The sequence below is a fragment of the Flavobacterium xizangense genome, from assembly GCF_054075145.1.
In genome coordinates this window covers 155,286-167,261 of the sequence record NZ_JBSIPG010000002.1, presented here as the reverse complement: position 1 = coordinate 167,261, position 11,976 = coordinate 155,286, and the positions used below count along the sequence as shown (strand labels likewise).

Annotated in this window: 12 protein-coding genes; 5 read left to right on the top strand and 7 right to left on the bottom strand. The window is 35.7% G+C overall.

The window, feature by feature from the left end:
• Window positions 1–95: 95 nt before the first annotated feature.
• The 4 genes from ACWA1B_RS06305 to ACWA1B_RS06290 all read right to left on the bottom strand — a co-directional run bounded on the left by ACWA1B_RS06305 (window position 96) and on the right by ACWA1B_RS06290 (window position 3,459).
• Window positions 96–1,118, bottom strand: coding sequence for an LLM class flavin-dependent oxidoreductase (locus tag ACWA1B_RS06305; RefSeq protein WP_456905154.1), 1,023 nt, complete (start codon window positions 1,116–1,118; stop codon window positions 96–98).
• A 23-nt stretch (window positions 1,119–1,141) separates the two neighbouring features.
• Window positions 1,142–1,531, bottom strand: a complete 390-nt coding sequence (locus tag ACWA1B_RS06300) for a DUF1634 domain-containing protein (protein ID WP_456905153.1) — start codon at window positions 1,529–1,531, stop codon at window positions 1,142–1,144.
• Window positions 1,532–1,535: 4 nt separating this feature from the next.
• Window positions 1,536–2,372, bottom strand: a complete 837-nt coding sequence (locus ACWA1B_RS06295; RefSeq protein WP_456905151.1) for a sulfite exporter TauE/SafE family protein — start codon at window positions 2,370–2,372, stop codon at window positions 1,536–1,538.
• Window positions 2,373–2,544: 172 nt separating this feature from the next.
• Complete coding sequence (locus ACWA1B_RS06290) at window positions 2,545–3,459, bottom strand: DsbA family protein (protein ID WP_456905149.1); 915 nt, start codon at window positions 3,457–3,459, stop codon at window positions 2,545–2,547.
• A gap of 167 nt (window positions 3,460–3,626) precedes the next feature.
• Here ACWA1B_RS06290 and ACWA1B_RS06285 point away from each other — a divergent pair, with 167 nt between their 5' ends.
• From ACWA1B_RS06285 to ACWA1B_RS06275, 3 genes are all read left to right on the top strand, one after another.
• Window positions 3,627–3,944: a winged helix-turn-helix transcriptional regulator gene (locus ACWA1B_RS06285; RefSeq protein WP_456905147.1), complete on the top strand. Its 318-nt coding sequence runs from the start codon at window positions 3,627–3,629 to the stop codon at window positions 3,942–3,944.
• A 190-nt stretch (window positions 3,945–4,134) separates the two neighbouring features.
• Complete coding sequence (locus ACWA1B_RS06280) at window positions 4,135–4,611, top strand: TlpA family protein disulfide reductase (protein WP_035644566.1); 477 nt, start codon at window positions 4,135–4,137, stop codon at window positions 4,609–4,611.
• Between the two features lie 3 nt (window positions 4,612–4,614).
• Complete coding sequence (locus ACWA1B_RS06275; protein WP_456905144.1) at window positions 4,615–5,226, top strand: thioredoxin family protein; 612 nt, start codon at window positions 4,615–4,617, stop codon at window positions 5,224–5,226.
• A gap of 59 nt (window positions 5,227–5,285) precedes the next feature.
• On the opposite strand, the gene ACWA1B_RS06270 is transcribed toward ACWA1B_RS06275, so the two are convergent.
• The 3 genes from ACWA1B_RS06270 to ACWA1B_RS06260 are packed head-to-tail and all read right to left on the bottom strand — an operon-like array spanning window position 5,286 to window position 7,373.
• Window positions 5,286–5,579: a DUF3861 family protein gene (locus tag ACWA1B_RS06270; protein ID WP_456905142.1), complete on the bottom strand. Its 294-nt coding sequence runs from the start codon at window positions 5,577–5,579 to the stop codon at window positions 5,286–5,288.
• Window positions 5,580–5,598: 19 nt separating this feature from the next.
• Window positions 5,599–6,330, bottom strand: a complete 732-nt coding sequence (locus ACWA1B_RS06265) for a LytR/AlgR family response regulator transcription factor (RefSeq protein ID WP_456905140.1) — start codon at window positions 6,328–6,330, stop codon at window positions 5,599–5,601.
• On the bottom strand, window positions 6,330–7,373 hold the full coding sequence (locus ACWA1B_RS06260; protein ID WP_456905138.1) for a sensor histidine kinase: 1,044 nt from the start codon (window positions 7,371–7,373) through the stop codon (window positions 6,330–6,332). Before ACWA1B_RS06260 ends, ACWA1B_RS06265 begins: the two co-directional genes overlap by 1 nt.
• A gap of 267 nt (window positions 7,374–7,640) precedes the next feature.
• On the opposite strand from ACWA1B_RS06260, the gene ACWA1B_RS06255 reads away from it, so the two are divergent.
• On the top strand, window positions 7,641–8,804 hold the full coding sequence (locus ACWA1B_RS06255) for an efflux RND transporter periplasmic adaptor subunit (protein WP_035644554.1): 1,164 nt from the start codon (window positions 7,641–7,643) through the stop codon (window positions 8,802–8,804).
• Window positions 8,805–8,810: 6 nt separating this feature from the next.
• Window positions 8,811–11,975 (top strand): efflux RND transporter permease subunit, encoded by a 3,165-nt coding sequence (locus ACWA1B_RS06250; protein ID WP_456905136.1) that lies wholly within the window; start codon window positions 8,811–8,813, stop codon window positions 11,973–11,975.
• Window position 11,976: the final 1 nt, after the last annotated feature.

Genomic DNA, 11,976 nt, shown 5'->3' with positions numbered 1-11,976 from the left:
TTAATTGGCAGATGCTTTTTTTTAAGGTTCAAAGTTACAGAGGAACAAAGGTTCAAAGGTTTTGAATCACTATAGCTATTGGCAGCGATTAAGAATTATCCTTTTTGAATCAACGGAATCAGTTTTGATCCAATAAGTTCAATTGCGTTCATTAATTGCGTGTGCGTTAATCCGGCATTATCCATTTGAAAAGTAAATCGGTCAACGCCTCCTAAAGCCTCGCTGTGTCTTAGAATTTTTTCGGCTGCACGTTCAGGACCACCAACAATTAAAACACCTAAATCATCAATAAGTCCGTCAAATTTCCCTTTGGTTACAGGAGGCCAGCCACGTTCGTAACCTAATTTTATCCAAAGTTCAGCATAACCGGGATAGTATTCTTCAATGGCTTTTTCTGTTGTATTTCCAACATAGCCCGGTGAATGTAATCCAACTTTAAGTTCTTCAGGTTTATAACCTGCAGCTTTTCCAGCTTCGCGATATAAATCAATCAATGGACGAAAACGATGCGTTTGTCCACCAATGACCGCAACCATTAAAGGTAATCCTAAACTTCCGGCTCTTATAAAAGATTCCGGAGTTCCGCCAACGCCTAGCCAAACAGGTAATTTTTTCTGTAAAGCTCTCGGATAAACCGGAAGATTATTTATAGCGGGACGAAATTTCCCTGACCAGGTCACAAATTCATTATCTCTGATTTGTAAAAAAAGATCTAATTTTTCCTTGAAAAGTGCATCATAATCGTTTAAATCAAATCCGAAAAGCGGATAAGCTTCGATAGAAGATCCTCGGCCAGCAACAATTTCAGCTCTTCCTTTCGAAATTAAATCCAATGTTGCAAAACTTTGGTAAACTCTCACAGGATCTGCAGCACTTAAAACTGAAACCGCACTAGATAAGCGTATATTTTTTGTTCTTGCCGCGGCTGCACTCAATATGACAACTGTAGCCGAATCTAAAAACTCTTTTTTATGATGTTCCCCAATTCCGAAAACATCCAAACCAGCCTGATCTGCAAGCTCAATTCGTTGAAGTAATTGTTCCATCGCATCAACACTGCTCAAAGTGTTGTTGTCTCCATACATTGCCGAAGCAAAACTGTCAATTCCTATTTCCATACTGTTTAAATTAGATGTATTTTCTAATGCGAAAAACCAAATGAAATACTGGTTATAATAATTAAAATAACAATCAGAGTAATAACAACATAAAGATAATCTCTTTCGATAAGAAAAGAGAATAATGAAAGTAAAACTCTGAAAACAGGCGTAAGAAACAATAATATAATTCCGAAGAAAATTAAAAATTCTCCATTTCCCTGAACTACACCTCGATAAACAGTGGCAATTACTTCAAATATATTTCGGTCATTTTCTTTGAAAACAGAATAATCTTCAATATCGTTTCCGTGATGCATCAAATAAACAATTCCACCTATGAAAGCTACTGAAAGCGAAATCCAGACACCATATCGCAATAAATTTCCAACAATAGCCTGAAAATCTTTTTCCCCAAATTTTTCGTGCTGCATACTTTTAGATTTTTCCATTAAGTCCGTTATAAATCATATTAATTGCTAAAACAAAAATTAAGCAGGCAAAAAATATTCTCAATTTTTTAGGGTTTGTTCTTACTAATACTTTGGCTCCGGCCATGGCGCCAAACAAAACGCCAATAACAACGGGCATACAAATTCCGGGTTCAATATATCCTTTTTGAATATAAATTACAGAACTAGCCATTGCTGTTACGCCCATCATAAAATTACTGGTGGTAGTCGAAACTTTAAACGGAATTTGCATAATATTATCCATCGCAATTACTTTAAAAGCGCCAGATCCAATTCCGAGTAAGCCTGACATCATTCCGGCAAGTCCCATCATTCCAAATCCGCCGATTACATTTTTAGTACCATAGCTAAGTACTTCGCCGTCATGCGTTGGGTAAGTTCCGTCTAATTTTAGTTTTTTTGCTATTGGACTAGATTCTAAAACAATATGTTCTTCTTTTTTTCGAAGCGAATTGATTGCCGAGAAAATCAAGGTAAGTCCGAATAAAACGGCAATGAAAGAAGTAGGAGCAATAACTGAAAGTAATGCACCGCAAACAGCGCCTATTGTTGTGGCGATTTCAAGAAAAATCCCTAATCGCATGTTTGTAATTCCTTCTTTTACATACGCTGCCGCAGAACCTGAAGAAGTTGCAATTACCGAAACTAAAGCGGCTCCAATTGCATAATGAATATCAACGCCTAAAATGACAGTTAAAAGAGGAATAATAATGATACCGCCTCCCAATCCTGATAATGAACCAATAAAACCTGCTAAAAAAGCACCAAGAATCATAATCAGCGTAAACGTAAGTACTGTCATTCGAATAAATTTTGTTTTGGCTAATTTACGAATTGATATTTGGCGAAGGAATTTTTAGGAGCTTAAAAAATCCTTAAAAAAGCGAAAACGTTTTTTTACAGAAGCACTAAAAATAACTTTTTAAGACAGCAAAAAAGCCACAAAGATTCATTTTTGTGGCTTTAAAGAAGTTTTATTTTTTGATATACATCGATCCATTTTTTGTGGATATTTTGTCTAGTTCCCCTTTTTCATATAATTTTCCGAGAATCATGCGGGCATCGAAATAAGATTTATTTAAAATGACAGCATATTCTTTTGGCGTTAATGTGGGATAAATTTCAAAAAGCGATAAAGGATTTTCATTTGGAATTGCTTTCTTCTTTGCTTCCGGAAATACAGCTAATAAAGCATTTTCATAAGCATCATAAGATTTTGAGCCGTAAACCATAAATCGATTGTCATTTTTATCGGCAAAGAAAAATGTTGGAAAACCTCTTACACCCAATTTTTTTCCATAATCTAAATCTTTCTGAAAAAGTTCCTCGGCATCGTCATAATCTGCTTTCAGCTTTTCAATGTCAAGATTTGTCAATTTTGCAGCTTCTTCAATATTCTTCCATTTAGCAATATTTTTCTTCTCTAAATATAATTTCTCACGAAGTATACGCATGAAATGAATTGCTTTTTCCTTGTTTTGCATTTGAGTTGCTTTCATTGCAATACAAGAAGGATAAGAAGAATCCAGCGGATCTTCAAGCCAGACGTCGCCATCGATTGGCATTTCATAATGCAAACTTGCTTCGTCCCAATGATGTGCCACATCTGAAGGTTTACTGATTCCTCCGCTATTATAACTCCAATCCGGAAGCAGACCGCCCATACGATAATCAATTTCAAAATAATCACCATATTCAAGTTTGAGTTTTCTTAGTTGAGGTTCAATTCCCCAGCAAGATGAACAAATAGGATCAGTATAATAAATTATTTTAACGGGTTTATTTTCTGTTTGAATAACGACTGTTTCATTTGATTTTTCGTTAGAAGGCATTTCACATGTTCCAGTTACAGGATTACATAATAACGGATTTGAATTATTTTCTGTCATTTTTAAATTTGTTTGCGACTTACAGTTTATACTGCAGATCAGGATTAACAAGAATGGTCCTATTTTCATAAAAACTGCTTGAAAAATTGGTGTTCAGCTTTTAAATTTTCATATTTTTATGACAAAGTTCGGGAGTGTTTAATCAAAAATCAATTAGTCAAAAAAATATGACTACAGAAAATAAAGAAGAAAAAGATAGTGGTTGTCCGGCAGAAGGGCTTCTAAAATTATTATCGGGAAAATGGAAACCTCAGATGTTTTTATTGGCGGTTGACGGACCAATACGCTTCAACGGACTTTTAAGAGATATGAAAGGCTCTAATAAACAATCAATTGCGGTGGCATTGCGTGAACTCGAAGAATTTGGACTTTTGGATAAAGAAGTTATCAAATTAAAACCGCTTCACATTGAATATAATTTATCAGAAAAAGGGAAATCTCTAATTCCGGTTTTTAGACAATTGGAGTCTTTTTTTGAAAAATAAAATTTTGATTTTCAGTTTTACAAAATTCCGCAGAAATAAGTATTTGTTTAGATAAAACTCGCCTTTGTACCTTTGCATCTTTGCATCTTTGAACCTAAAAAAAAAAATCATTAAATTTTCATTAACAAAAAGTAAGTTTTCATTAGTTTATATTTGTAAGAGACAAATTAAATCTAAAGAACTGTTTTTTATGAAAGCAAAGCCTTTTCTAAGCCTCTTTTTATTGGTCGTTTTATCGACAGTTTCTTATGGTCAAAACGTAAAACTTATTACGGTTGACCAACTTCATGAACGAATTAAAAACGGAAAAGACAGCACTTATGTAGTCAATTTCTGGGCAACTTGGTGTGCACCCTGCGTTAAGGAATTGCCTCATTTTGAAAAACTTCAGTCCGAATTTAAATCAGAGAAACTGGCTGTTTTGTTGGTAAGTGTTGATTTTAAATCCAAATTGAATTCGGCTGTAATTCCTTTCGTCAAGCGAAAAAACCTTCAAAATCAGGTATTTTTATTAAACGAAAGCAGTCCGCAGGAATATATTGACCGAATCGACCCTTCATGGTCAGGAAGTATTCCGGCAACGCTTTTCATTAAAGACGATAAACGAAAATTTGTAGAAACCGAATTGACATACGAACAACTATTAACCGAATATAAAAAACTATAAATTATGAAAAAGATTATCACTTTATTAGTATTAGTATTTACAGCTTGGCTATCTCAGGCGCAGACAGCAACGCTAAAGGCAGGCGATCCGGCACCAGATTTTAAACTTAAAAATGTTGACAATAAAGAAGTTTCTTTTGCAAGTTTTCCTAAAGCAAAAGGATTTATTGTCGTTTTTACATGTAATACATGTCCGTACGCAGTTGCTTATGAGCAGCGAATTATTGATTTAGACAAAAAATTCAGACCTCAGGGATATCCTGTAATTGCAATTAACCCAAATGATCCTGAAGCTTCAAAAGCAGATGCTTTTAATAAAATGCAGGATTTGGCAAAAGATAAAAGCTATCTTTTCCCATATTTATTCGATGCCGGACAAGTAGTTACAGATCAATATGGTGCAAAACACACACCGCATATTTTTATTGTATCTAAAACATCAAAAGGAAATATTATTGAATATGTTGGAGCAATCGATAATGATCCAGAAGGAACAAAAGCTGAAAAAACAAAATATGCTGAAGATGCCATTGCCGCTTTGCAAAGCAATAAAAAACCTGCAGTTACTCAGACTAAAGAAATTGGCTGTACTGTAAAAAGAAAAGCGAAAGCTTAATTTAGAATCTTAATTTGTTAAATTAAAAACGCCTTAAGAAATTGAGGCGTTTTTTCATTTTATAAACTTTTCAGTTTCTTCATAAAAATCGGAAATACTTCATTTAATTCATCAAATAAAGGATTTTTGCGGTATTTTAATTTGATTTCGCTGAATAATTTTAGTCCGATTGCAAATTGAGTTGCTTCAGACGGATCATCAAATAAGTTTTTGTCTTTCATTTTTTGAATGATGCCAAAAATCTCATCGTGATTAGAAAATTCGATTCCGAGTTCTTTTGCAGGTTTAGTTTCACCGTTTGCATACTCTTTTAAGCTTAATGTTAAATAGTATTTGTTTGATCTTTTTTCCATGATAATTTAAAAATCTATTTTATTTCAACCATTTGTCAACGATGGTTTTGAATGGTTCTTTGTATTGTTCTCCAACTGAAATTTCGGTTTTTCCGATGAAAACAGAATGTTTACTGATGGCGCTTATTTTGTCAAGTGAAACTATGAACGAACGATGAATTCGCATAAATTTTGACGACGGCAGTTTTTCTTCTAAAGCTTTTAATGAAATCAACGAAAGAACCGTTTTTTGCGAATCGTCTAGATGCACTTTTACGTAATCTTTTAAACTTTCGATGTATAGAATATCTTTTAAAGAAATTCGGACCCAATTATATTCTACTTTCAGGAATATAAATTCATCATCGGAGGTAATGGGCTGAAAGTTATTTGAAGATTCTTCGGTTATCTGTAAAATTTTATTGGCGGCACGGAGAAATTCTTCATAACTAAAGGGTTTTAAAAGATAATCAACAGCATTTACTTTGTAACCTTCAATAGCATAATGATTATAAGCTGTTGTAAAAACTATTTTAGGCATTAATCCCGGAGTATCCTGCAAAAGTCGGGCAAGTTCCATACCAGTTAAATTAGGCATATTGATATCTAAAAAGACAATATCAGGCTGTTTTTCTCTAATTAACCCCATTGCCTCAACGGCATTATCACAGCTCGCCGTCAATTCCAGAAAAGGAGTTTGCTCAATAAAAGTTTCCACAAGTTTTAATGCGAGTGGCTCATCGTCAACTGCTATACATTTTAATATCATCATTATTCTAAATTTAGCTGCAGTTTTACATTGTATTTTCCATTTTCAGCAGTGCCGGCCTTCAAACTATGTTTATTCGGATAAATCAAATGAAGTCGTCTTTTGGTATTGGTTAAACCAATTCCTCCTTCGACCGTTGTTCCTGATTTTTCGAAATAAGTATTTTCTACTTCAAAATCAAGATTACTTCCGTCTTGTCGAAGTTTGATATAGATTTCACTTTTATCGGTTGCATGAATTCCATGTTTAAATGCATTTTCAACCAAAGGAAGCAATAACATTGGAACAATCGGATAATCGTGCAATTTTTCGGGAATATCAGTAATAATCGTCAATTTGCTGTTTGCCCGAAGTTTCATAAGCGCTATGAAATCTTTCATAAATTCGGCTTCTTTTAATAAAGACGTTGTTTCTTCAGTGCTATAAAGGAGGTAGCGCATCATTCGGCTTAAAGTATGAAGCGCATTTCGAGAATCTTCAATATCAGTATAAGTAAGCGAATAAATACTATTTAGCGAATTGAAAAAAAAGTGCGGATTAATTTGCGCCTTCAACATTGCTAATTCGGCCATGGTTTTATCCTGTTCCAATTTTTGTTTATGCTGTGCCGCTTTTTGCCAATGTTGTAGCATCGCCCAGCTCGTACTTATTCCTAGAACCAATAGAGTAAGCATGAAAACGTAATTGTCGAAATAAGGATTTCTGTATTTTTTGAAGCCTAAAACTAAACTAACTTTTGTATGAACATCGGTTTGTGTGTTATAAAAATAAGCTATGAATTGCAAAGCACATATGGCAAGAAAAGTCCACAACAAAAACGGCGACGTATTGTCTTTAATAATGGTTTTTGGAACTATGATTTTGGCATTAGTATAAAAAATGACTATTAGCAGAAACAATACAATGATCTGCCAAAGCCAAAATACGCCAGGAAGAATTACATTCCATGTTAAAGGGATGTAAAACAGCATGATGAAGCCCAACAAAAGCCACCCGAGAATGTGCAGTCCGATAAATAAATAAGGTCTGTAGATGTTTGACGCCATTATAAGTTATGATTTTTTAAAGACAATATTACATTTTATTTGAATATGATTGAGAACCAATCGCCCAAAATACATTTACAGCCATTAAAAACCATTTTCCAGCCGACGAGCCTAAAAATTAAACGCTTGTTTAATTCTGGAAAAAATCCGTCGGGTGTCAGGCTATTTCTATCGATTGTCTTTTGCTCTTCGTCTATTTGAAAAATTTTGCGCATTCAATTTTAGTTCTTTTGCTTATAAATAAATAGATAATTACACATTTTCACAATGAATAAGCAATCGTTTTTAAGCATTTTCGCAGCCTCAGTTATTATTGCCTCTTGCGGTAAGAAAGATGACAAATCGGCTCAGGCCGGCGCTGCGCCACAGGTAAAAGAGTATAAAACGCTGACATTACAGCCAGAATCTGCAACATTATACAGCGATTATCCTGCGAGTATTCAAGGACAGCAGAATATTGAAATCCGTCCAAGAGTTGAAGGTTATATTGATAAGATTTTTGTCGATGAAGGAGCTGTTGTAAAAGTAGGACAGCCATTGTTTAAAATTAGTGCACCAGAATATGAGCAACAAGTTCGCACCGCAAGTGCCAGCATTAAAAGTGCTCAGGCAGAAGTAAGTGCAGCAAAACTGGCGGTGAATAAAGTGAGACCTTTAGTTGAAAAAGGAATTATCAGCAAATACGATTTAGAATCAGCGCAATATACTTATGAATCGGCTATGGCAACATTGGCTCAGGCGAATGCAGCTTTAGTCAATGCTAAAACTAATTTAGGTTATACCACTGTAACAAGTCCGGTGAATGGAGTTGTTGGTTCAATTCCGTTTCGGTTAGGAAGTTTGGTCAGTTCAAATACCGCAGATCCTTTGACTACGGTTTCTAGCATCGGAAATGTATATGCTTATTTTGCTATCAATGAAAAGAAACTTTTAGATTTTACAGAGAGCAAAACGCCGGGTACGACATTGGCACAAAAAATCCAAAATATGCCTGCCGTTTCCTTAGTGCTTTCTGACGGAACACCTTACTCAGAAAAAGGCCGAGTTGAGACAGTAAACGGTTTAATTAATACCGAAACAGGTTCAGTTACTTTCAGAGCACGTTTTGCAAATCCAAAAAGTATTATTAGAAGTGGAAGCAGTACAACTGTTCGTATTCCGAATGAAGTAAAAGAGGCGCTAATTATTCCTCAAAGCGCAACTTATGAACTTCAGGATAAAATATTTGCAGTAACTGTTGGAAAAGATGGGAAAACAAAAAGTACCAATATTACCATTTTAGACAACAGCGCAGGAAATTATTATGTGGTAACCAGCGGTTTACAAGCGGGAGATCAAATTGTTCTGGAAGGAGTGGCAACACTTAAAGATGGAACAGAAATTAAAAGCCAAAATCAATCTTCAGATAAAGTTTACGCCGATTTAAAATAAAAACAAATGTTTAAAAAATTCATACAACGACCTGTGCTCTCAACAGTAATATCTGTTATTATTGTTATTTTGGGTGTTTTAGGATTAATTGAGTTGCCTATATCTCAATATCCAGATATTGCACCGCCAACAGTAAATGTTTCGGCGAGTTATACAGGTGCCAATGCCGATGTGGTACTGAAAAGTATCGTAATTCCATTGGAAGAGCAAATTAATGGTGTAGAAAACATGACCTACATGACTTCTACAGCCACAAATGATGGAAATGCTTCTATCAAAATTTTCTTTAAAGTAGGTACAAACCCAGATTTAGCAGCGGTAAACGTGCAAAACAGGGTTTCGAGAGCGACAAGTTTGCTTCCTGTTGAAGTAACTCAGGCCGGGGTTACGGTGACCAAAAGTCAGAGCAGTAACTTGCTGATTTTCTCTTTATATAGCGATGACAAAGCTTACGATCAGACATTCCTTCAAAATTATGCGAAAATCAATTTGGTTCCTCAAATTCAGCGTGTAGTTGGAGTAGGTGATGTAACCGTTTTTGGTGCAAAAGATTATTCCATGAGAATCTGGTTGAAACCAGATGTAATGCAACAATATAAATTGATTCCGAGTGATATTTCGGCAGCTTTGGCAGAGCAGAATATCGAAGCGGCGCCCGGTAAATTTGGTGAAAACGGAAATCAGGCGTTTCAATATGTAATTAAATACAAAGGACGTTTAACCAGTGCTCAGGAATTTGAAAATATCATTATCAAATCGGTTGGGAACGGACAAATGCTGCGACTTAAAGATGTGGCTAAAGTTGAATTAGGATCTTTAAGTTATTCGTCAACGATTAAAACAAACGGTGTCGAATCGGCAGCTATGGCCATCAGCCAAACTCCAGGTTCAAACGCACGTGATGTAATTATCAATTCTAAAAAATTAATTGAAGAAGCGGCGAAGAGTTTTCCAAAAGGAATGAAATATACTATTATGGTTGACGTCAACGAAAATTTGGATGCTTCGATCGAGAAAGTAATTCACACTTTGATTGAAGCTTTTATATTGGTTTTCATTGTAGTATTTATTTTCCTTCAGGATTTTAGATCAACTTTAATTCCGGCAATTGCGGTTCCGGTTGCGATTGTGGGAACGTTCTTCTTCCTGAATTTATTCGGATTTACGATCAACTTATTGACGCTTTTTGCGATGGTTCTTGCCATAGGTATCGTCGTCGATGATGCAATTGTGGTTGTTGAGGCCGTCCACGCGAAACTCGATCACGGATACAAATCGGCCAAAAAAGCGACTATTCACGCGATGGATGAAATTTCCGGAGCAATTATTTCGATTACGCTGGTAATGGCAGCTGTATTTATTCCGGTAACTTTCATTAATGGATCAACAGGAGTTTTCTACAAACAATTTGGTATTACACTGGCTGTAGCGATTATCCTTTCGGCCGTAAACGCCTTGACGCTGAGTCCGGCATTGTGTGCGCTTTTGCTTAAACCGCATGCAGATGACCATAAACATAAAAGTTATTTACAGCGTTTTTATACTTCATTTAACGTTGCGTTTGATAATGTAACCGAAAGATACAAACGTTCTGTAAGTTTCCTTTCTATAAAAAAATGGATTGCGCTCGCTGCAATTATTATTGCCGGTTTGTCTTTATTTTATATGATGAAAACCACACCATCGGCTTTCGTTCCTTCGGAAGATCAGGGAACTGTTTTTGCTAATATTAGTTTGCCACCATCAGCTTCTATGGAGCGTTCTGATATTATCGCAAAAAGAGTAGACAGTATTGCAAAGACGATTCCGGGAGTGAAAAATACACTTCGAATTGTTGGACAAAACTTTACAGCTGGAGCGGGAAGCGCTTACAGTATGGTTATTGTGAAATTGAAACCTTGGGACGAACGTGATTTAAGCGTTGATGATGTAATCGGACAGCTATTTGCTAAAACGAGCGGTATTCGTGAAGCTAATATTTTCTTTATTTCTCCGCCAACCATTCAAGGTTTTGGACAAAGTGGTGGATTTGAATTCCAATTGCAGGACAAGGGCGGACATACGACTGCTGAATTCTATAAAGTCAATAATGAATTTTTAGCAAAATTAGCAGAACGTCCAGAAATTCAATACGCGACGACGCCTTTTAATCCGGGTTTCCCTCAATATATGATGGATATTAATTTGGCGAAAGCCAAAGATGCAGGAGTTTCTGTAAACACGATTTTGTCGACGATGCAAGGTTATTATGGCGGATTGTATGCTTCGAATTTCAATAAATTCGGAAAACAATATCGTGTTATGATTCAGGCTTCTCCAGAATTTAGAACAAATACGGAAGGTTTGAATAAAATCTTCGTCCGTAATAATGCCGGAACAATGGCACCAATTACAGAGTTTGTCAATATGACGAGAGTTTTTGGACCCGAATCGATTTCAAGATTTAACTTGTTTACGTCTATTTCGATTACTGGAGCGCCAAAACCGGGTTATAGTTCAGGAGATGCTATTAAAGCGATTCAGGAAGTTGCAGCAGAAAATCTTCCTGCAGGTTACGGATATGAATTTTCAGGTTTAACGCGTGAAGAATTAGCGTCGGGAAGTGAAACAATTTTCATTTTTATCCTTTGTTTGGTTTTTGTTTATTTCTTGTTAAGTGCTCAATATGAGAGTTATATTTTGCCATTTGCAGTGTTATTATCAATTCCGTTTGGATTGGCAGGAGCTTATTTATTCTCGATTATTTTCAAATTGAACAGTAATATTTACTTGCAGATTTCCTTAATTATGTTGATTGGACTTCTTGCCAAGAACGGTATTTTGATTGTCGAATTTGCGTTGGACAGAAGACGAAAAGGACTACCAATTGTTCAAGCTGCAATTGAAGGAGCCGTAGCACGTTTGCGACCAATTTTGATGACTTCGTTCGCCTTTATTCTAGGACTTGTTCCATTGATGTTTGCATCTGGGGCAGGAGCAGTAGGAAACAGATCAATTGGAACAGGAGCTGTCGGCGGAATGTTGATTGGAACCATTTTAGGAGTTTTTGTGATTCCGGTTTTGTTTATCATTTTCCAGACATTACAGGAAAAAGTAAGCGGTCCAGCAAAAGATGGTTATGATGATGACGATGATGACGAAGATCATTTATTAGAAGCCCATAAAGCGTAAA

Coding starts and splice junctions, on each gene's coding strand:
- ACWA1B_RS06305 (WP_456905154.1), bottom strand. CDS start 1,118: ATGGAAATAGGAATTGACAGTTTTGCTTCGGCAATGTATGGAGACAAC.
- ACWA1B_RS06300 (WP_456905153.1), bottom strand. CDS start 1,531: ATGCAGCACGAAAAATTTGGGGAAAAAGATTTTCAGGCTATTGTTGGA.
- ACWA1B_RS06295 (WP_456905151.1), bottom strand. CDS start 2,372: ATGACAGTACTTACGTTTACGCTGATTATGATTCTTGGTGCTTTTTTA.
- ACWA1B_RS06290 (WP_456905149.1), bottom strand. CDS start 3,459: ATGACAGAAAATAATTCAAATCCGTTATTATGTAATCCTGTAACTGGA.
- ACWA1B_RS06285 (WP_456905147.1), top strand. CDS start 3,627: ATGACTACAGAAAATAAAGAAGAAAAAGATAGTGGTTGTCCGGCAGAA.
- ACWA1B_RS06280 (WP_035644566.1), top strand. CDS start 4,135: ATGAAAGCAAAGCCTTTTCTAAGCCTCTTTTTATTGGTCGTTTTATCG.
- ACWA1B_RS06275 (WP_456905144.1), top strand. CDS start 4,615: ATGAAAAAGATTATCACTTTATTAGTATTAGTATTTACAGCTTGGCTA.
- ACWA1B_RS06270 (WP_456905142.1), bottom strand. CDS start 5,579: ATGGAAAAAAGATCAAACAAATACTATTTAACATTAAGCTTAAAAGAG.
- ACWA1B_RS06265 (WP_456905140.1), bottom strand. CDS start 6,330: ATGATGATATTAAAATGTATAGCAGTTGACGATGAGCCACTCGCATTA.
- ACWA1B_RS06260 (WP_456905138.1), bottom strand. CDS start 7,373: ATGGCGTCAAACATCTACAGACCTTATTTATTTATCGGACTGCACATT.
- ACWA1B_RS06255 (WP_035644554.1), top strand. CDS start 7,641: ATGAATAAGCAATCGTTTTTAAGCATTTTCGCAGCCTCAGTTATTATT.
- ACWA1B_RS06250 (WP_456905136.1), top strand. CDS start 8,811: ATGTTTAAAAAATTCATACAACGACCTGTGCTCTCAACAGTAATATCT.